A 19890-nucleotide genomic window follows, 5' to 3' on the forward strand; every position below is an offset into this window, starting at 1 on the left:
CGCGCCGACGTTTGACCTCCGGGGTCGCGGCAACCCGCGCGGTGTGACCACGACATCGCAGGAGGAGCTGTTCCGGTTCCTGGAAGACCGTTTCGCCTGTGCCCAGGCCTGCACCGAGTGCGCACGGGCCTGCGCGACGCGAGCCGGCCTGGTCGACCCGGACGGCTCCGAGAACCAGGAACTCGTACGACGCAAGGGCATCATGTGCGCGGAGGTCTGCGACGCGACCTGCCGCATGCTGTCCGAGCAGAACCAGGTGGACGAGGCGACCATCCGGATCCAGGTCGAGTGGTGCCGGCAGGTGTGCCTGGAGAGCGCGCGGGCGTTCGACGGTTACTCCGGGGCGGAAGGGACGGCGGAAGCCTGCCGCACCTGCGCCCGTGCCTGCACGGAGTTCCTCGTCACCCTGAACTGACCGGGCCCACGGGCCGCGGGAGCCGCGCGTCCGGCACCGTACAAACGCGGGCGAGTTGTCGCCATACTGGACGAGCCAGGGGAGGGCGCGGCGGACTGCGACGGGGGCGGGCGAAGGAGATGGGGGACAGCAGGCTGATCCACGGCCGGTACCGGCTGCTCGACCGGATCGGACGCGGCGGCATGGGTGAGGTGTGGCGGGCGCGGGACGAGTCACTGGGCCGTCAGGTCGCGGTGAAGTGCCTCAAACCTGCCGGCCCGCAGCACGACCAGTCGTTCGGACGTGTGCTGCGCGAGCGGTTCCGGCGCGAGGCCCGGGTCGCCGCCGCCCTGCAGCACCGGGGGATCACCGTCGTGCACGACTTCGGTGAGTCCGAGGGCGTGCTGTACCTGGTGATGGAACTGCTCCAGGGCCGCAACCTCAGCCAGCTCCTGGAGGACAACAAGCAGCACCCGCTGCCCGTCGACGAGGTGGTGGAGGTCGCCGGCCAGGTCGCCGCGGCCCTCGCCTACACCCACGACCAGGGCGTCGTGCACCGGGACCTCAAGCCCGCCAACATCGTGCGGCTGGACGACGGCACCGTGAAGATCTGCGACTTCGGCATCGCCCGTCTCGGCCACGACATCGGCTTCACCTCCCGGCTGACCGGCACGGGCATCGCCATGGGCACCCCGCACTACATGTCGCCGGAGCAGATCAGCGGCTCGGAGGTCGACCGGCGCAGCGACCTGTACTCCTTCGGCTGCGTGCTGTACGAGATCGCCACCGGCGTACCGCCGTTCGACCTCGACGACGCCTGGGCGATCCTCGTCGGCCACCGCGACACCCCGCCCCGGCCGCCCCGCGGCCACCGCGCCGAACTGCCCGAACGCCTGGAGCGGATCATCCTGGACCTGCTGGCCAAGGAGCCGGGCGGGCGCCCGGACAGCGCCCGCGAAGTGGCCGACCGGATCGGCGCGCTGCGCGCGGCCCCGGCCGCGGCGCCGGCCACCCCGGCCCCGGCCGCCCCGCCCGGACGCGCGGCCGGGGCACCTCGCGCGGACGAGCCCGGACCGGCGGGGCGCGCGGCCCGGCTGCCGTCCTGGACGCGCGGCATGACCTCCGGGCACAGGGCGGCCGGCGCCGGACTGCGCACCGCGCCCCCCGACCCGGCGGGCGGCCTGTCGGGTGAGTGGATCGCCCGCCCCGCCACCGGCGCCCGCGCGCAGCCCGCGCCGGAGGAGCGGCCCACCCCGTCGCGGGAGGCCCTGGCGGCCCTCGCCGGACGCCACGACGCGGGTCTGAGCCTGGGACGCCTCGGCCGCTGGACGGAGGCCGGCGAGGTGCACCGCGCGGTCGCCGCCGAACGGGAGCACCTCCTCGGACCCGACCACCCCGACACCCTCGCCAGCCGCTTCGAGGTCGCGTTCTCCCTCAGCCGCACCGGCCGCGCCGCCGACGCGCTGCGCGCGTACAAGCGGGTGACCGGGGCCCGCATCCGCGTGCTCGGCCCGGACCACGCCGACACCCTGGCCGCCCGCCAGGAGATGGCCTACGTCCTCGCCCGGCTCGGCCGCCCCTTCGACGCCCACCAGGTCTACCTGTCGGTACTCGCCGCCCGCGAGCGGACCATGGGGCCGGACCACCCCGACACCCTGCGCTGCCGCCACGACCTCGCCTTCAACCTCAGCAGGCTGGGGCGCCTCGAGGACTCGCACGGCATGGCCTGCGAGGTGGCCGCCGCCCGCGCCCGGGTGCTCGGCCCCGAGCACCCCGACACCCTCGTCACCCGGTACGAGGTCGCCTACACCCTGGGACGGCTGGGCCGCTGGACGGAGGCCCTGGAGACCTACCGCGAGGTCGCCGACGCCCGTGCCAGGGCGCTCGGTCCGGACCACCCCGACACCCTCGCCGCCCGCTACGAGACCGGTATCGGCCTGGGCCGGCTCGGCCGCACCGCCCAGGCACTCGACCTCTACCGCCGCCTGGTCGAGGACCGTACCCGCGTGCAGGGACCCACCCACCCCGAGACCCTGCGCGCCCGGCACGGCATCGGCGTCAACCTCGGCCGCCTCGGCCGCTGGGTGGACGCCCTCGCCGAGTCCCGCGACGTGTGCGCGCTGCGCGAGCGGGTCCTCGGCGCCGACCACCCGGACACCCTGGTCAGCCGCCGTGAGGTCGCCGTCGGGCTGGGCTGGCTGGGCCGCTGGGCGGACGCGCTGACCGAGTACCGCACGGTGGCCGACGCCCGCGAGCGGGTCCTCGGCGCGGACCACCCCGACACCCTCGCCGCCCGCAACGACGAGGCGCACTGCCTGGAGCGGCTGGGCCGCGGCAAGGAGGCGGCGGGGCTCTACCGCAGGGTGGCGGCACTGCGGCAGCAGGGGGCGGCCGGAGGCGCGTGACGCGGACCGCGTCTGGCCGGTGCGGATCATCACGTGTTACGAAGAACCATGACCGCACCCGAGGGTTCCCGGACGTACGACGCCGTCGTCGTCGGCGCGGGCCACAACGGCCTCGTCGCCGCCGCCTACCTCGCCCGGGCCGGGCGCTCCGTGCTGGTGCTGGAGCGGCTGGACCACACCGGCGGGGCGGCTGTCTCGACCCGCCCGTTCGCCGGCGTCGACGCACGGCTGTCCCGGTACTCGTACCTGGTCAGCCTGCTGCCCCGGAAGATCGTCCAGGATCTGGGGCTCGACTTCCGGCTGCGCACCCGCACCATCTCCTCGTACACCCCCACCGAACGCGGCGGGCGGCCCACCGGGCTGCTCGTCGGCGGCGGCGAGCAGCGCACCCGCGAGGCCTTCGCCCGCCTCACCGGCTCCGACCGTGAACACCGCGCCTGGCAGCGCTTCTACGAGATGACGGGCCGGGTCGCCCGCCGGGTCTTCCCGACCCTCACCGAACCGCTGCCCACCCGCGACGAGCTGCGCCGCACGGTCGACGACGACGAGGCCTGGCGCATCCTCTTCGAGGAACCCCTCGGCGTCGCCGTCGAGGACCACTTCGCCGACGACCTGGTGCGCGGTGTCGTCCTCACCGACGCCCTCATCGGCACCTTCGCCGATGCCCACGACCCGTCCCTGAAGCAGAACCGCTGCTTCCTCTACCACGTCATCGGCGGCGGCACCGGCGCCTGGGACGTCCCGGTCGGCGGCATGGGCGCCCTCACCGACGCGCTGGCCGACGCCGCCCGCGCCGCCGGCGCGGTCATCGCCACCGGACACCGTGCGGTGCGCATCGACACCGACGGCCGTACGGCCGAGGTCACCCACCGCACCGCCGACGGCGAGGGCGTGGCCACCGCGCGGCACGTCCTGGTCAACGCGTCCCCGCAGGAACTCGCCGCCCTCACCGGCGACGAGCCCCCGCCCCGGGCCGAGGGCGCCCAGCTCAAGGTGAACATGCTCCTCGAGCGGCTGCCCAGGCTGCGCGACACCTCCGTCGACCCGCGCGAGGCGTTCGCCGGCACCTTCCACATCGCCGAGGGGTACGGGCAGCTGGCCGCCGCCCACGCCCAGGCCGCCGCCGGCGAGCTGCCCGCCGCGCCGCCCTCCGAGATCTACTGCCACTCGCTCACCGACCCGACGATCCTCGGCCCGGAGCCGGCCGCCCGGGGCTACCAGACCCTCACCCTGTTCGGACTGCACACCCCCGCCCGGCTGTTCGAGCGGGACAACGACGCCGTGCGTGAGGAACTGCTGACGTCGACCCTCGCCCAGCTCGACGCCCATCTGGCCGAGCCCCTGGCCGGCTGCCTGGCCACCGACGCCGACGGGCGCCCGTGTCTGGAGGCCCGGTCCCCGCTGGACCTGGAGCGCGATCTCGGGCTGCCCGGCGGCAACATCTTCCACCGCGAACTCTCCTGGCCCCACGCCCAGGACGGCACCGGCCGCTGGGGCGTGGAGACCCGGCACACCAACGTGCTGCTGTGCGGCGCGGGCGCGGTGCGCGGCGGCGGGGTGAGCGGCGTGCCGGGCCACAACGCGGCCATGGCGGTCCTGGAGGCGGGGGAGGGCTGACGGCCCCGGCTCAGTCGGCCGACCGGGTCCAGCCCTCGGCGCGGACCCGTGCCGCGTCCGCCGGGCGTGTCTCGTCGAAGAGCCGGCCGCCGGGCGCCTCGACGCGCACCGCGTCGACGTAGGCGCCGCGCCCGGCGTAGAGCCGGTCGGTCGTGTACCGCCAGCGCACGGTGAGGCCGCGCGCGGCGGGCAGGTGCGCGGTGAGGTCGTGCCAGACGCGGCCGGACCAGCCGGTGGCCGTGCCCGAGGGGTGGTGCTCGGTCTCCCCGCCCCGCCGCTTCGTGGTGAACGGCACCGGCTGCCAGGCCGTGCCGTCGTCCGCGGCGGCCTCCAGGACGAGGACGTCGGCGCGGGGTTCGGTGTCCCACCACAGTGAGCAGCGCAGCCGGGCCCCGCCGGACGAGGTGTCCAGCGCGGGCAGGGTGAGGGTCGCCGTCGCCGATCCGGCCATTCCGGAGAACCACGCGGTACGGCCCCGGGCCGGCCGGACCGGCACCGCGCGGGCGAGCTGGTTCGCGGCGGCCACGCGGGGAGCGGAACCGGAGCGCCAACTGCGCACGGGGTGGACGGAGTTGCCCAGCACGACGAGGAACGAGTCGGTCGTCGGGTCGAGCACCAGGGAGGTACCGGTGAAACCGGTGTGGCCCGCCGTGCGCGGGGTGGCCATCGCGCCCATGTACCAGTGCTGGTAGAGCTCGAAGCCCAGACCGTGCTCGTCCCCCGGGAAGGCGGTGTTGAAGTCCGTGAACATCAGCTCCACCGACTCCGGCGTCAGGATCCGTTCCCGGCCGTAGGCACCGCCGTTGAGCAGCGTCCGGCCGAGGACCGCCAGGTCCCAGGCGTTGGAGAACACGCCGGCGTGCCCCGCGACGCCGCCGAGGCTGTGGGCGTTCTCGTCGTGCACCTCGCCCCACACCAGCCCCCGGTCGAGACCGGACCACGGCCTGCGGGCGTCCTCCGTCGCCGCGATCCGCGGCTTCCAGGAGGCGGGAGGGTTGTAGCGGGTGCGGCGCATGCCCAGCGGGCCGGTGATCCCGTCGTGCAGGAGGACGTCGAGCGTGCGGCCGGTGACCCGCTCCAGGACCAGCTGGAGCGAGATCAGGTTCAGGTCCGAGTACAGATACGCGGTCCCGGGCGGACTGACCGGCGCCTCGTCGTAGACGCGCCGGACCTTCTCCTGCGGCGTGGGCGCGTTGTACAGCGGGATCCACGCGCGGAAACCCGAGGTGTGCGTCAGCAGCTGACGGATCGTGACGTCCTGTTTGCCCGCACGCCCGAAGTCCGGCAGGTACGAGGCGACCGCCGCGTCCAGTTCCAGCGTGCCCCGCTCGATCTGCTGCACGGCGAGGATCGAGGTGAACAGCTTCGACACCGAGGCCAGGTCGAAGACGGTGTCCTCGGTCATGGGGATCTGACGGTCCGCCGGGAACTCCACGCCGGTGTCCGTCACCTCGTCGTACGCCCGGTAGCGCACCGCCATGCCGAGGGGCCGGTGCAGCGCGACCGTGCCACCGCGTCCGGCGAGCAGGACGGCGCCCGCGTACCAGGGGTGCCTGGGGGACGGTGCGAGGAACGCCTCGGCGTCGGTGACGAGTTGGCGCAGAGGAGCGGCGAGCAGTCCGGCGCGCCGGGCCGATCCGTGCCGCAGCGTCGTACGGGGGCCGCGCGCCGGCCGGGCGGCCGAGGCCGGGTCGGCCGGGAGGGCCGCGAAGGTCAGCGCGCCCCCCAGAGCCATGGCGCCCGCGCCCAGTTGCCGCCGGGTGATGCCTCCGGCCCCTTCGTCCGTCATCGGGTTCCTCCCGTCTCGGGGCCCTTGCGAGGGCTGAAGGTATTTTTCGGGACCGCCGTGCGGAGTGAAACTTTCCTGTCATGTACCGGATGTGTCAATGGGGCGTGCGCGGCAGCCGGGGAGATCCGCCCCGAGGTGGATAACTCCGCTCGTAGTACTCTGCCTGGAGTGGTGTGGTGGATGCCGGCGGACGGAGTGGTGGCAGTGGTGAGACGGAACGAGCAGCGGCGGGCCGCACTGGTGGACGCGGCGATCGAGGTGCTGGCCCGGGACGGCGCCCGGGGCCTGACCTTCCGGGCGGTGGACACCGAGGCCGCCGTGCCCCTGGGCACCGCGTCGAACTACTTCACCTCGCGCGACGACCTGCTCACCCAGGCGGGCGCCCGCGTCTACGAGCGGCTCCAGCCCGACGAGGAGACCGTGGCCAGGCAGCAGGCCGCCGGGCGCGACCGGGAGGTCTACGCCGCGCTGATGCGTGAACTGGTCAGCCGCATCGCCTCGTTCCGCACCGGCTACCTCGCACTGCTCGAGCTCCGCCTGGAGGCCACCCGCCGGCCCGAACTGCGCAGGGTGCTCACCGAGCGGGTCCGTGCCGACCTCGCGGCCAATCTCAGCTATCACGAGGCCTCCGGCCTCCCCGGCGACGCGACGGCCGTCAAGCTCCTGTACCTCGCCCTGAACTGGCTGATCGTCGAACAGCTCACCCTGCCGGACGTACTCGCTCCCGAAGAGCGCGAGCGGCTGGTGACGGCCGCGGTCGAACGGATCGTGGACGCCGCGTAGCCGGGCAGGCCGTCAGCCCCGCTTCTCGCGCAGATCCACGATCCGCCGGATCTTGCCCACCGAACGCTCCAGCGTCTCCGGATCGACGATCTCCACGTCGGCCGAGACCCCGATGCCGTCCTTCACGGCCGCCACGATGGACCGTGCCGCCGTCTCCCGCGTCGCCGCGTCCGCGTCCGGACGGGCCTCGGCGCGGACGGTGAGCCGGTCGAGCCGGCCCCGGGTGGTGAGACGGAGCTGGAAGTGGGGTGCCACGCCGGGGGTGCGCAGCACGATCTCCTCGATCTGCGTGGGGAAGAGGTTCACCCCGCGCAGGATCACCATGTCGTCGCTGCGCCCGGTGACCTTCTCCATCCGCCGGAACACCCGGGCGGTGCCCGGCAGCAGACGCGTCAGGTCCCGCGTCCGGTACCGGACGACCGGCATCGCCTCCTTGGTGAGCGAGGTGAAGACCAGTTCGCCCCGCTCGCCCTCCGGGAGGACCTCACCGGTGAGCGGGTCGACGACCTCCGGGAAGAAGTGGTCCTCCCAGATGTGCAGACCGTCCTTGGTCTCCACGCACTCCTGCGCGACACCCGGCCCGATCACCTCCGACAGCCCGTATATGTCGACCGCGTCGATCGCGAACCGCTCCTCGATCTCCTGCCGCATCCGCTCCGTCCACGGCTCCGCGCCGAAGATCCCCACGCGCAGCGAGGTCGAGCGGGGATCGACGCCCTGCCGCTCGAATTCGTCCAGCAGGGTGAGCATGTAGGACGGCGTCACCATGATGACGGACGGCCGCAGGTCCTGGATCAGCGTCACCTGACGGGACGTCATGCCGCCGGAGGCCGGAATCACCGTGCAGCCGAGCCGTTCGGCCCCGTAGTGGGCGCCCAGACCACCGGTGAACAGGCCGTAGCCGTACGCCACGTGCGCCGTGTCACCGGGCCGGCCGCCCGCCGCACGGATCGACCGGGCCACCAGGTCGGCCCACATCGACAGGTCGCCCTCCGTGTAGCCGACGACCGTGGGGCGGCCGGTGGTGCCGCTGGAGGCGTGGATGCGGCGGACGCGGTCGCGCGGCACGGCGAACATCCCGTACGGGTAGTTCTCCCGCAGGTCCGCCTTGGTGGTGAACGGGAACCGGGCCAGATCGGACAGCGAACGGCAGCCGTCCGGGTGGACGCCCGCCCTGTCGAAGGACTCACGGTAGAACGGCACACGCTCGTACGCGTGCCGCAGCGAGCTCCGCAGCCGCTCGAGCTGCAGCGCCCGCAGTTCCTCCGGGCCGAGCCGTTCCGCCGGGTCCAGCAGGTCCGCCGCCTCCGTCATCAGCACCTTCCCCTCAACCGTCGCGCACAGCCGGACGACCGATCATTCGGTCGATCCTCCGGGATCAGTAAGTCAGGCCACCGTCGCCCGGGGCAAGAGCGCGGCCCGTGCTTCTTCCCGCGCCGGAGGGGCTGGAAGTCAGCCCCTCCGGCGTTCGAGGAGCGGGGGTCCGGGGGCAGCGCCCCCGGGGGGACGGGAAGGGGCGGCGGGGGCGAACCCCCCTGCCGGCGTAGTGGTTCGCGGGGCGCGTGGCGGAGCCGCTCACGGCGCGGCGGCGTCCTCGCCCCGCGGTCCGTACGCCGTCATGAAGCGGTCGCGGAACTTGTCCATGCCCCAGCGCGGAGCGTCCGGAGCCGGCTTCAGACCGTCGGTCCAGCCCCAGCCGGCCACCCGGTCCAGCACCTTGGGATCCTTGGCCACGATGGTGACCGGCACGTCCTTGCCGGTGTCCCCCGCGGTGACGGTGGGCACCGGCTGGTGATCGCCGAGGAAGACCAGGACCGTGTCCTCGTCGCCGTACCGCTGGACCCACTCGGTGAGGCTGCGCAGTGAGTACTCGATCGCGCGCCGGTACTCGGTGCGCACCCTGTCCGGGTCCTTCCAGACCTCCTTGGGATCCGTGCCCTCCTTCTTGATCCCGTGGAACACCGAGCCGTCACCGAGATCGTCCCAGTCGATCATCCGCGCGATCGGGGACCAGGGATTGTGGCTCGAGGCGAGGATGATCTCCGCCATGATCGGCTCGCGGTCCTTCCTGCCGTGTTCCAGGCGTTCGAAGGCCTCGAGACTGAACTGGTCGGGCACGGGGGTCCAGCTGAAGTACGGCCCGCGGTAGCCGAGGTGCTCCGAGTCGTAGATGTGGTCCAGGCCGAAGAACTCGCCCTCCGGCCAGGCCCGCCGCACCCCGGGCACGATCCCGACGGTGCGCCAGTCACCCGTCTTGCGGAAGTAGTTGGTGAGGGTCATGCGGTCACTGGTGGTCAGAGAGCGATAGCGCTGCTGGTTCTTGATCCACAGTCCGGACAGGAAGGTCGAGTGGGCGAGCCAGCTGCCGGCGCCCGTCACCGGGGAGGTCAGCCAGCCGCTGCGGGAGGCGAAACCGGCGTCCTCGAGCCTCCTGGTGCCGTCCCTCAGCGCCGCGTCGACCGGCTCCGCCATCGCCGGGTCGTCGATCGCCACCCGGCCGTAGCTCTCGATGAACGTGAACAGCACGTCCTTGCCGCGCAGCCCGGTGAGCAGTTGGTCCGGCGGCGTCTTCGCGAAGGCGTCGACGGCGGCCTGCTTCTCGAAGACCCGCGCGTCGCGCAGCCCCGCCCGCACCTGCTCCACCCGGTTGCCCAGCATGTCCGCGTTGCTCCGGGCGGCGACCGGCACGCCGGAGTTCTGCACTCCCAGCGTGACGCAGGTGATCCACACGACGCCCAGGACCAGCGTCGTACGGGTGGCGACGGGACGGTGGCGGACCATCAGGCCGGTCAGCCGGACCGTCGCCAGCGTCATGAGCACCAGCACGGCCAGGAACAGCACGATCACGCCGATCACGGCGAGCACCTGCCCGCCCCGACCGAACGACTCCCGGACGAAGTCGGCCGCGTCGTCGAGCAGGATCCAGTCGAGCACCAGGTCGAAGGGCCGGGCCAGCACCTGGTAGAAGCCCATGTCCACGACCTTCAGGACGGTGAGCAGACCGAGGAGCACCCCCGCGACGACCGCCGTGATCCGCCGGAACCTCGGCGGCAGCGCCAGCAGCAGCGCCGCGAGGAGGATCCCCTCGGCGGGCAGCCGGAGGAACGCCACCGGTCCCACCCGCTCCACGCGGTTGGGCAGGAGAAGCGCGGCCAGCACCAGGGCCCCGGCGAGGACGGTGGTCCCGACGGTGACACCGCGCGCCGTACGGGGCCAGCGGCGGCGCCAGCCGAACCAGCCCGGCGGCGTGGCGTCCGGCGTGCTCCCGACGGCCTCCTCCGGCGCGGCCGGGTCGCCGTCCCGGTCCGCTCCGCCCTCGGTGGCGTCCGGCAGCCGGCGGGAGCGAATGAAGAGCGACACCCGGAGGGTCCTTCCGTGCGGTACTGCGACGGCATGGCGAACGGCGCCCGGTGAGCGGGCCCGCCCCCACCAGTACGGACGCCCGCCGCCAGGGGTTCAAGCCGCGCCGTCCCTGTTTACCCCGCCCCCCCGGGACGCCCCGGGACGCACCGGTACTCTTCCCGCGGCCTGTCGGGGGCAGGACCCGGTCGCTAGGCTGACCGCGGACGACGAATCGGGAGGAGCACGGACGTGGCCGAGAGCACCACCCAGCAGCGCCCGCTCAGGGGCTGGGACAAGCCGGACCTGGACCTCAGCAACGCACAGTGGCAGTCCAGCAGCCGGGGCCTGGGCGATGTCCAGATCGCCTTCGTGGAGGGTTTCATCGCCATGCGCAACAGTGGCCGCCCGGAGAGCCCTTCCCTGATCTTCACGCCCGCCGAGTGGGGCGCGTTCGTGTCGGGAGCGCGCGAAGGCGAGTTCGACCTGACGTGAGCGGGGCGGCCGTCGGGGGACGGCCGGCCGCGGCGACGTGTTCCCCGCGTTTTTCCGGACACGCGAGCTGAAGCGCCGTTGCCGCGCCGTGCCTGAGTCAGGCTGGCCCGGGGAAGGCGAAGGTCGTACTCCGGAGGCGAGGAACTATGAGCACCCAGCCGGTCGTCGCGGCGGTGGACGGATCGGAAGACAGCCTGCGTGCCCTGGAGTGGGCCCTCGACGCCGCCCGCCGGCGCGAGGCCCCGCTGCGCGTGGTGCACGTGCGCCAGTACGCCCCCTGGGCGCAGCCCGAGGTCCTGGCCGCCGGGCCGCCCGACCCCGGCGAGGACCCGGTTCTCGACCAGGTCCGCGGCCACCTGGCGAAGGAGGCCGCGCTCCCCGCCGTGGAGTACGTCGCGCTGGAGGGCGCGCCGGGCGCGTTGCTGCCGGAGGCGGGGGCGACGGCACGGCTGCTGGTGCTGGGTTCCCGCGGGCGCGGCGGGTTCGCCAGTCTGCTGCTCGGTTCCAATTCACTGTCGGCGGCACGCGACGCGGAGTGTCCCGTCGTGGTGGTGCCCCGGCCCCGTGGCGAGGACGGCGGGGGCGCGCCGTCCGGGTCCGGCCGGCCCGTGGTGGTCGGCCTGCACGCCGACAGTCCCGACGAGGCGACCCTCGCCTTCGCCTTCGCCGAGGCCGCCCTGCGCGGTGTCCGGCTCCGGATCGTCGCCGCGTATCCGTGGCCGCTGCAGACCTGGATGCTGCCGGGGGAGATGCCGCCGCCGGAGATCGACCAGGACGCCGTCGAGCACGAGACGCGCACCCTCGCCGAGGGCTTCCTGGCCGCGCACCGGGAACGGCACCCCCAGGTCACCGCCGAGACCGACGTGCTGCCGGGCGATGCCGCCGGTCACCTGGTCGAGGCGTCGCAGGACGCGGAGTTGGTCGTCGTGGGGCGCCATCGCCGTCGCCTGCTGGCGCCCGCGCGGATGATGGGTTCGGTCACCCAGGCGGTACTGCTCCACGCGGCGAGCCCCGTGGTGGTCGTGCCACCGAACCCGGCGGAGGATGCGGAGCCGCGCGCGGTCACACCGGAGCGCTAATGGGTGTCGCCCCCCTTATCATTAACCGCATGCGGGACTCGATCACCAGGGACGCCCGGCTCGCGCTGGACCTCGCCCTCACCGTCCGCCACGACGGCGACGGCGGAGTCACCGACGATCTGACCGAGCCCTCTGCCCTCACCGCCTGGGTGCGCGCCCGCCCGGACGCCTTCCCCCGTCCGGAGCACTTCGTCGCCGGGATCACCCACCTCACCGCCGTCCGCGACCTCCGTACCGCCCTGCGCACCCTGTTCGCGCACGCCGTACGCCCCGCCCGGCCGAGCCCCGCGGACGCGGCCCGCCTCCTGCCCGTGACCGAGGCGCTGCGGCGGCTGAACGAGGCCGCCGCCCGCACCCCCACCGTCCCGGTCCTCGACTGGGCCGAGGGCGACGGCCCCGTCGAACGGCGGCGGCCCGTTCCGGACTGCGGACACGATCCGGCCGCCACGCTCGCACAGGCCGCCATCGGCTTCCTCGCGGGCCCCGACCGGGAGCGGCTGCGGGCCTGCCACGCCCCGCGCTGTGTCCGCTACTTCCTGAAGGAACACCCGCGCCAGGAGTGGTGCAGGCCGTCCTGCGGAAACCGCGCCCGGGTGGCCCGCCACCACGAGCGGCACCGGCGGGCCGGGCAGGGGGTGCCCGGCACATGAGCCGCGTCGCCGCGGGGCGTGTGCCGGACTTCCCCTGGCCCCGGCGGCCGTCGCCCGAGCGCCCGAACGCCGGTCCGGGCACGTACCATGGCCGCATGTCGTTCCTCCGCCGCCGCAGTGCCACCCCCGCCGGGCCCGACTTCGACGTACTGGCCATGGACCCGGGCGACTGGCCCGGCAACCTGGGTGCCGGGCTGCTGCCCGCCCCCGACGGAAGCTGCCAGGGCGTGTTCCTGCGGTACGACCTGTTCGGCGGCCGCGGCCCGGCGATGATCATCGGCAATCTGCCCGAGGGCTCCCCGGCCCGGGACGTCCCCGAGGGCGAGGTCCCCTTCGAGGTCGGACAACTGCTGCTGGCGCTGGAGAACGACGAGGAGGTGACCGTCGTCGGCACCGAGGACGTGCCGGTGATGCAGGGCGACAACCTGCTGATCGTGCGCCGCGTCAAGCTCTCCGAGAGCCGGATCTCCTGTGTGCAGTTCGACCGCAGCGACAACGTCCTGGTGACCATCGCCGCCTGGGACCGCCCCATCACCGACGACCTGTACACCCTCCTCAAGCCGCTGCCCGCGGAACTGTTCCAGCAGGGCTGACACGGGGGCCGGATCCCGTGGGAACCCGGCCCCCGTGCCGCGCCGTCCGTGCCGCTAGGAGGACTTCACCGTCACGTCGGCCGCGCGCACGAAGCCGACCCGGTGGCCGAACTGGATCTCGTAGTACAGGTCCTTGCCCCGTACCACCCGGTGCGAGGCCTCGTCGAAGGTCACCGCGTAGTAGTACTCGCCGGGCACCTTGCCGCCGGTGACGTACTTCTGGCCCTTGAGCATCGTGTACGGCAGCGGCGACACCGCCTGCGCCGGCACGCCCTCCGGGTAGGCCTCCTTTTCGGGGTACGCCCTGCCGTACACCGGCACGGAGTCGAGACCCTTCCGCGGGGTCACGACCTCGCCCTTCGCGGGCACCGCGGCCGGGTTCTTCCCCGGGTTCCTGAACCAGGCCTTCTGGCCGAGGTACCAGATGGCCGTCCAGTCGCCCCAGCGGTCGGCGACCGCGTACTGCTGGCCCGTGGAGACCCGCGAGGACAGATCGTTCACCCCCGTGGTGGGGGCCCGGCCGAGCCCGACGTCCCGGATCAGCGGGGAGCTCTCGTCGTGGTCGGAGTACAGCCGCACGGCGCTGGACCCGTGCGTCGCGCAGGGCTCGCCCGCGCTCTCGCAGCCGGTGAAGACCGGACGGTTGGCGGCGTAGTCGGGCCGGATCGTCACCACGCCGGAGTGCCTGCCCGCCGTCGCCTCCAGGGGGCGGCCGAGGAGTTCGAAGTAGTGCCGCCAGTCCCAGTACGGTCCGGGGTCGGTGTGCATCCCGGGAACGGTCGCCGAGGTCGGCCCGGGCACGGTGTCGTGGCCGAGGATGTGCTGCCGGTCCAGCGGAATGCCGTACTTCCCGGCGAGGTACTTCACCAGCCGGGCCGAGGACCGGTACATTGCCTCGGTGTACCAGGCGTCGGGCTCCGCCAGGAAGCCCTCGTGCTCCAGGCCGATCGACCCCGCGTTGACGTACCAGTTGCCCGCGTGCCAGGCCACGTCCTTCGCCTTCACGTGCTGGGCGATGTGGCCGTCCGTGGAGCGCAGGCTGTACTGCCAGGACACATAGGTGGGGTCCTGCACCATGTCGAGGACGCCCTCCCAGGCGCCCTCCGTGTCATGGACGACGATGTACCGGATCGGCTGCGAGGCGGGGCGGTTCCCCAGGTCGTGGTTGCCGTAGTCGCCGTCCCCGAACTCCTCGTACGGAGCGGGGATCCACTCGCACGACACCGTCCTCGGGCACTCGGTCCCGGCGGCGGAGGCGGTGCGCAGTCCGGCGCGGGCCAGAGCGGAGGTGTCCGGCGCGAGCCCGGGGCGGGCGGCCAGGGCGACCCGCTGTCCCGCGTCCGTGACCCGCTGCTCGCCGGCCCGGATCACCTCGTACACGTCGTTCGCGTACGCCGCCGCCGAGGCCCTGTCGTCGGCGCCGGAGAAGAGCGCCACCGCCGCGTACCAGTCCGCGGGGTCCTCGCTGGAGGGCTCGCCCAGCCGTCGCTGCGCCTCGGCCAGCAGCGCGGCGCCGCCCGCCACGTTCGCTGCCGGGTCCGCGCGCAGTTGTCCGGGGCTCAGTCCGGTCAGTCGTGCCGCCCTGGGCAGCGTCGTGAGCCGGTCCGGGAGCTCGTCGGTGCGCGGGGCCCGCGACTCGGGGCGCAGTGGTGGGCGGGCGTCGTCGCCGCGGGGGTCCTCGGTGCCCTCGCCGTGGTGCTCGGCCGCGGCGAGCGCGGCGCGGGCGTCCGTGAGGTGCATCGGCCCGTAGCCACCGGTCACACTCGGGGCCCCGCCGTGCGCGTCCCAGCGGGACTGCAGGTAGGAGACGCCCATCAGCACGCTCCGCGGCACGTCGTACTCGGCGGACGCGGCGGCGAACGCTTCTTGCAAGTGGGCGGTGGGCGGCGGGGCCGGGGTGGGTGCCGCGCCCAGCAGGGGCAGCGTCAGGGCGGCCGCGGCGAGGGCGCGCAGGGCGATGGGGGTCCCCCCGCTCGAGCGAAGCCGAGAGTGGGGGAGGGTGGCGCGTCGTGACGGCCCGGCCGTGGGGCCGGGGTCGGTGGCGGGTGGTCGCAATGCAGCCTCCTGGGACGGACGGGGCACGATGCGCCGTGCGGAGCCGAGCGGTGCGTGTAGTGGTACCGGTCAGCCGATCATCCGTCAATCATGCCCAGGGAGGCGTGAATTCCCTTGTCAGTCGGGGTGTGCGGTTGTTTCGTGGCGGGTTGTGGCGGGGCCTGCGGTGCGTCAGTGGTGTACGCCAATAGTTCGTGGGTGGTGCGTCCCGGCTGCCCGCGTGGCGGCCCACTGCGGGCAGTCGTCCGGTGTCAGCGTGTGCCGACCGCCGCCCGTACGGCCCGGCGGGCCAGTTGGCAGTCGTCGTGCAGGCGGCGCAGGATCAGGCGCTGTTCTTCGCCGGACGGCGTCGCACCCGGGTGGGCCGCCGGTGCGGTCTCCTGCATCGAGCGCTGCACGGCCGTCTCGTAGGTACGGATCTCCCGGGTCAGCACCAGCATCAGATTCACCAGGAAGGCGTCCCGTGCGGCGGGACCCGCCGCCTGGGCGATCTGGCTGATCTGGCGCCGGGCCGCCGGCGCGTCCCCGAGCACCGACCACAGCGTCGCCAGGTCGTAGCCCGGCAGGTACCAGCCCGCGTGCTCCCAGTCCACCAGCACCGGACCGGCCGGTGAGATCAGGATGTTCGAGAGCAGGGCGTCGCCGTGGCAGAACTGGCCCATGCCCTGCCGCCCGGTCGCCAGCGCGATGCCGTGCAGCAGCTTCTGCAGGTCGCCGAGGTCCCGGTCGGTGAGCAGCCCCAGCTCGTGGAACCGGGAGATGCGCGCCGCGTAGTCCAGGGGCGCGCCGAACGTCCCGGCCGGCGGCCGCCAGGAGTTCAGCCGGCAGATCGCTCCGAGCGCCGCCCTGATGTCCGCGCGCGGTGGCGCCTCGGCCGGGTGCCGCTGCAGCGCCGCCACCCGGCCGGGCAGCCGCTCGATCACCAGCGTGCAGTTGTCCGGATCCGCCGCGATCAGCCGGGGCGCCCGCACAGGCGGGCGGTGCCGGACGAACGAGCGGTATGCCCCTATCTCGTGACGGATTCGCTCACTCCACTCGGGGGAGTGGTCCAGTAAGCACTTGGCGACCGCGGTGGTCCGGCCGGTGGTGCCGACCAGAAGGACGGACCTGCCGGTGCGGCGCAGCACCTGCACCGGCGCGAACTCCGGGCAGATGCGGTGCACCGAGGCGAGCGCGGTGCGCAACTGGGCGCCCTGCGGGCCGGACAGGTCGAGCCTCCCGCTGAGCGGCTGGGTGCCCGGTCCCGCGGTGCGCCGTGCGCCGCCCGCACCGAACACGGGGGCCGCCGGTCGCGCGGGGGAGAGGTAGGGGCCGCTGTCCGACGGACGCGGACGCAGCGGCCGGGGCGGGGCGGACACGGAGGACGATGCTGCGTACATGGGTGATACAGATCCCTTCGTGTGCCTGCGACGTCATCGCACCACCCGGCCCGGCCGCCCGGCGCACCCTGGGGGAATGTCCCTGCGGCGACGGGGTCGTGGTGGCGCGTTCCTACTCGACACCCGTTGGCCCCTGGCACACCATCTGGCGCACCCTGGCGAACCCTGGCGAATAGTCGCCCGGCAACCCCCACCGGGCTACTGTCAACTCAGCCGAGAACCTGGGGGCTTGACGTGAGCGGACAACCCAACACCCGGCTTGCGGACCTGTTCGGCCTGGCCGGCTGGTCCAAGGGCGAACTCGCGAGGCTGGTCAACCGGCAGGCGGCGGCCATGGGCCACCCCCAGCTGGCGACCGACACCTCCCGGGTGCGGCGGTGGATCGACATGGGAGAGATCCCGCGCGATCCCGTACCGCGGGTGCTGGCGGCTCTGTTCACCGAGCGTCTCGGCCGTGTCGTGACCATCGAGGACCTCGGTCTGGTCCGGCACGGGCGTACGGGGAAACGGCCACGCGGCGGGAGTGCGGAACATCCCGACGGAGTGCCGTGGGCGCCCGAGCGGACAGCCGAGGTCCTCACCGAATTCACGGGAATGGACCTCATGCTCAACCGACGCGGCTTGGTGGGCGCGGGCGCAGCGCTCACCGCGGGCTCCGCACTCAGCAGCGCCATGCACGACTGGCTGCACACCGATCCGGCCCTGACCGCCGACGCTCCCCGGCTCGACAACCCCCTGCACGCCGAACCCGCCGGGTTCGACCGTTACGAGGCCGCCCCCATCGGCTCGCAGGAGATCGAGGAACTGGAGCGCTCCGTAGAGGTGTTCCGCGCGTGGGACGCCGCCCGGGGCGGCGGCCTCCAGCGGAAGGCGGTGGTCGGCCAGCTCAACGAGGTGGGCGGGATGCTCGCCTACCACCACCCACCCCACCTCCAGCGGCGCCTGTGGGGCGTCGCCGCCAACCTCGCCGTCCTCGCCGGCTGGATGTCGCACGACGTCGGCATGGAACCCACGGCTCAGAAGTACTTCGTCATCGCCGCCCACGCGGCCCGGGAGGGCGGTGACCGGCCCCGTGCCGGTGAGGCGCTGTCCCGGGCGGCCCGCCAGATGGTGCACCTCGGGCGGCCCGACGAGGCGATGGACCTGATGAAGCTCGCCCAGTCCGGCTCGGGCGAGGAGGTACTGCCGCGCACCCGCGCCATGTTCCACACCATCGAGGCCTGGGCGCAGGCGTCCATGGGCAAGGGGCAGGCGATGCGCCGCACCCTGGGCCGTGCCGAGGACCTGTTCGTCTCCGACAAGGGGGACGTGCCACCGCCGAACTGGATGCAGCTGTTCAACGAGGCGGACCTGTACGGCATGCAGGCCCTGGCCTACCGGACGCTCGCGGAGTTCGAGCCGGACGCGGCCGCGCACGCACAGCACTACGCGGACAAGGCGCTGGCACTGCGGGTCGACGCCCAGCAGCGGTCGAAGATCTTCGACTTCCTGTCGATGGCGTCCGCGTGCTTCATCGCGGACGATCCCGAACAGGCGGACCGGTTCGCGCGCCTGGCCCTGGTGTCGATGGGGCAGAACTCCTCGCGCCGCACCTGGGACCGGCTGCGTCAGATGTACCGGCTCACCGCCGAGTACGCGTCGTACCCGAGGATCCAGGAACTCAGGGAGGAGATCGAGCTGGCGCTGCCCAGGCCGCGGGGCAAGGGCGGCAGCACCCGGGCGTGAGGGCCCGGTCCCGGGGGCGCTAGGAGGCGACCCGGGCCACCAGCACGCAGGCGTGGTCCTCGCGTTCCCTCTCGCCGAACTCCTCTGCGACCGCCCGGACGCAGTCCTGCGCGGTGCGGGCCGCGGCGAATCCGGGAGCCAGGCCGAGGAGCCGGTGGACGGCGGTGGCTCCGGCGTGTCCGGGCACCAGCCCGCCGGTGTGCAGCAGCAGCACGTCACCGGCCTCGAGGGTCTCCTCGGCCTGTCCGTAGGAGGAGCCCGGGGCGGCGCCCAGCGGCACACCCCGCGGCGCGTCCAGCGCCCGCCCCGTCCCGCCGCGGAACAGCAGCGGGGCGGGGTGTCCGGCCTGCGCCCACACCAGTGAGCGGGTCGCGGGCCGGTAGCGCAGGCAGACGGCGCTGCCCGGGGCCGGCCGCACGGTGGCGTCCAGTAACCGGTTCAGACAGGCGAGGAGCGGGCCCGGCTCGGTGCCGGTCATGGCCATCCCGCGCACGGCGCCGAGCAGCATCGCCTTGCGGGACGCCGCACCGACCCCGCGACCGGTCAGGTCCCCGGCGCTGAGCAGCGTGGTGCCGTCGGACAGGTCCAGGGCGTCGTACCAGTCGCCGCCGAGCGGGGCGTGCGCCGACGGCGGCAGCTGGGCGGCGGCGACGTCCAGGGCCCGCGGCCCGTCGTGCGGGAGCCGCAGGGAGCCGCGCCACGGTGGCAGCACGGCTTCCTGCAGTTCGGCCGCGAGCCGGTGCTCGGTCCGCGCGGCGGCCCGCCGGTGGTGGTGCAGCGAGTCACGGGTCTCGCTCACCTCCCTGCGGCAGCGGCGCAGTTCGCTGACGTCGCGCAGCACCGCCCACATCGAGGCGGTGCTGCCGTCGGTGCCGAGGACAGGCTCGCCCATCATGTGCACGGTCCGTACACCGTCGTCCGGGCGCCGGACGCGGAACTCCCCGTCGATGGGCCGGGCGTCGACCAGGCAGCCCGTGACCATCGCCGTCAGTCCTGGCCGGTCCTCGTCGAGCACCAGCGACGGCAGTTCGTCGAGGGTGAGCGGGGGAGCGGCCGGGTCGCGGCCCAGGATGCGGTACAGCTCGCCGGACCAGCTCACCTCGTCCGTGAGCAGGTTCCACTCCGCGCTGCCGACCCGGCTGAGCAGGGAGTCGTTCCGCCGTGCGGGCGGTACGGCGGCGCCGGGACCGGACGGACCGGGCGCGGACAGCGGGTCGTCCCGCAGCTGCGCCAGATGCTGGTCCAGGTCGTCGAGGTGGTGCAGCGCCAGGTCGTACAGCGCGCGCTGCCAGCGCTCCCGCGGGTCCGTCCCGTCGGCCGGCGTGCCGCGCAGTACGGCGTCCACGTCGCCCTTGAGTCGCCGGGTCTGCGAGATGAGCGCGTCGACCGGGCCGTGTCCCGGCGGCTGTGCGGCTGGACGGTCCGCGGAGAGGTGGGACGGCATGACGCACTCCGATGCGGGAACGGTTCGGCCTTCGGACGGACGGAAGGGACCGCTACGACTGTCGCACAGCCCGCGACGGCCCGTAAGGGATTCGGCAACACACGATAAGGCGGTGCCCGTGGCATATGCCACCGTCTTCGCGG

Annotated in this window: 15 protein-coding genes; 9 read left to right on the plus strand and 6 right to left on the minus strand. The window is 73.7% G+C overall.

Annotated features, from left to right (window positions below; genetic code table 11):
- Positions 1-43 precede the first annotated feature (43 nt).
- The 3 genes from F1615_RS19205 (at position 44) to F1615_RS19220 (ending at position 4416) form a co-directional block, all read left to right on the plus strand.
- Positions 44-415, plus strand: coding sequence for a ferredoxin (locus tag F1615_RS19205; protein WP_149550220.1), 372 nt, complete (start codon positions 44-46; stop codon positions 413-415).
- 119 nt (positions 416-534) lie between these two features.
- Entirely contained in the window at positions 535-2799 is a 2265-nt protein-coding gene (locus tag F1615_RS19215; RefSeq protein WP_149550221.1) for a serine/threonine-protein kinase, read from the plus strand.
- A 48-nt stretch (positions 2800-2847) separates the two neighbouring features.
- Positions 2848-4416, plus strand: a complete 1569-nt coding sequence (locus F1615_RS19220) for a phytoene desaturase family protein (RefSeq protein WP_208818357.1) — start codon at positions 2848-2850, stop codon at positions 4414-4416.
- 10 nt (positions 4417-4426) lie between these two features.
- On the opposite strand, the gene F1615_RS19225 is transcribed toward F1615_RS19220, so the two are convergent.
- Entirely contained in the window at positions 4427-6205 is a 1779-nt protein-coding gene (locus F1615_RS19225) for a serine hydrolase domain-containing protein (RefSeq protein WP_149550223.1), read from the minus strand.
- Between the two features lie 204 nt (positions 6206-6409).
- Between F1615_RS19225 and F1615_RS19230 the strand changes: the two genes are divergently transcribed.
- Positions 6410-6988: a TetR/AcrR family transcriptional regulator gene (locus tag F1615_RS19230; RefSeq protein WP_149550224.1), complete on the plus strand. Its 579-nt coding sequence runs from the start codon at positions 6410-6412 to the stop codon at positions 6986-6988.
- 12 nt (positions 6989-7000) lie between these two features.
- Here the strand turns inward: F1615_RS19230 and paaK are convergent, their stop codons facing one another.
- Both paaK and F1615_RS19240 read right to left on the minus strand, forming a co-directional pair.
- A complete protein-coding gene (gene paaK, locus F1615_RS19235; protein WP_149550225.1) occupies positions 7001-8302 on the minus strand; it encodes a phenylacetate--CoA ligase PaaK in 1302 nt (433 codons plus the stop codon).
- A 261-nt stretch (positions 8303-8563) separates the two neighbouring features.
- A complete protein-coding gene (locus tag F1615_RS19240) occupies positions 8564-10348 on the minus strand; it encodes a sulfatase (protein ID WP_149550226.1) in 1785 nt (594 codons plus the stop codon).
- 231 nt (positions 10349-10579) lie between these two features.
- Between F1615_RS19240 and F1615_RS19245 the strand changes: the two genes are divergently transcribed.
- From F1615_RS19245 to F1615_RS19260, 4 genes are all read left to right on the plus strand, one after another.
- Positions 10580-10822: a DUF397 domain-containing protein gene (locus tag F1615_RS19245; RefSeq protein ID WP_149550227.1), complete on the plus strand. Its 243-nt coding sequence runs from the start codon at positions 10580-10582 to the stop codon at positions 10820-10822.
- Between the two features lie 146 nt (positions 10823-10968).
- Positions 10969-11901, plus strand: coding sequence for a universal stress protein (locus F1615_RS19250; RefSeq protein ID WP_149550228.1), 933 nt, complete (start codon positions 10969-10971; stop codon positions 11899-11901).
- A gap of 29 nt (positions 11902-11930) precedes the next feature.
- Positions 11931-12551 carry a CGNR zinc finger domain-containing protein gene (locus F1615_RS19255; protein ID WP_149550229.1) on the plus strand — a complete coding sequence of 207 codons (621 nt, stop codon included), beginning with the start codon at positions 11931-11933 and terminating at the stop codon, positions 12549-12551.
- Positions 12552-12646: 95 nt separating this feature from the next.
- Positions 12647-13144 (plus strand): hypothetical protein, encoded by a 498-nt coding sequence (locus F1615_RS19260; RefSeq protein ID WP_149550230.1) that lies wholly within the window; start codon positions 12647-12649, stop codon positions 13142-13144.
- Between the two features lie 54 nt (positions 13145-13198).
- Here F1615_RS19260 and F1615_RS19265 read toward each other — a convergent pair whose 3' ends face one another.
- Together F1615_RS19265 and F1615_RS19270 are read right to left on the minus strand one after the other, a co-directional pair.
- Entirely contained in the window at positions 13199-15199 is a 2001-nt protein-coding gene (locus F1615_RS19265; RefSeq protein WP_167533795.1) for a peptidoglycan recognition protein family protein, read from the minus strand.
- Between the two features lie 251 nt (positions 15200-15450).
- Positions 15451-16578: an aminoglycoside phosphotransferase family protein gene (locus F1615_RS19270; protein ID WP_149550231.1), complete on the minus strand. Its 1128-nt coding sequence runs from the start codon at positions 16576-16578 to the stop codon at positions 15451-15453.
- Between the two features lie 234 nt (positions 16579-16812).
- On the opposite strand from F1615_RS19270, the gene F1615_RS19275 reads away from it, so the two are divergent.
- Positions 16813-18303 carry a hypothetical protein gene (locus F1615_RS19275; protein WP_149550232.1) on the plus strand — a complete coding sequence of 497 codons (1491 nt, stop codon included), beginning with the start codon at positions 16813-16815 and terminating at the stop codon, positions 18301-18303.
- 19 nt (positions 18304-18322) lie between these two features.
- On the opposite strand, the gene F1615_RS19280 is transcribed toward F1615_RS19275, so the two are convergent.
- Positions 18323-19747, minus strand: a complete 1425-nt coding sequence (locus F1615_RS19280) for a PP2C family protein-serine/threonine phosphatase (protein ID WP_149550233.1) — start codon at positions 19745-19747, stop codon at positions 18323-18325.
- Between the last annotated feature and the right edge of the window lie 143 nt (positions 19748-19890).

The sequence above is a fragment of the Streptomyces marokkonensis genome, assembly GCF_008312835.1.
In the GTDB taxonomy this organism is placed as follows: domain Bacteria; phylum Actinomycetota; class Actinomycetes; order Streptomycetales; family Streptomycetaceae; genus Streptomyces; species Streptomyces marokkonensis_A.

Coding starts and splice junctions, on each gene's coding strand:
- F1615_RS19250 (WP_149550228.1), top strand. CDS start 10,969: ATGAGCACCCAGCCGGTCGTCGCGGCGGTGGACGGATCGGAAGACAGC.
- F1615_RS19280 (WP_149550233.1), bottom strand. CDS start 19,747: ATGCCGTCCCACCTCTCCGCGGACCGTCCAGCCGCACAGCCGCCGGGA.
- F1615_RS19220 (WP_208818357.1), top strand. CDS start 2,848: ATGACCGCACCCGAGGGTTCCCGGACGTACGACGCCGTCGTCGTCGGC.
- paaK (WP_149550225.1), bottom strand. CDS start 8,302: ATGACGGAGGCGGCGGACCTGCTGGACCCGGCGGAACGGCTCGGCCCG.
- F1615_RS19270 (WP_149550231.1), bottom strand. CDS start 16,578: ATGTACGCAGCATCGTCCTCCGTGTCCGCCCCGCCCCGGCCGCTGCGT.
- F1615_RS19225 (WP_149550223.1), bottom strand. CDS start 6,205: ATGACGGACGAAGGGGCCGGAGGCATCACCCGGCGGCAACTGGGCGCG.
- F1615_RS19260 (WP_149550230.1), top strand. CDS start 12,647: ATGTCGTTCCTCCGCCGCCGCAGTGCCACCCCCGCCGGGCCCGACTTC.
- F1615_RS19255 (WP_149550229.1), top strand. CDS start 11,931: ATGCGGGACTCGATCACCAGGGACGCCCGGCTCGCGCTGGACCTCGCC.
- F1615_RS19215 (WP_149550221.1), top strand. CDS start 535: ATGGGGGACAGCAGGCTGATCCACGGCCGGTACCGGCTGCTCGACCGG.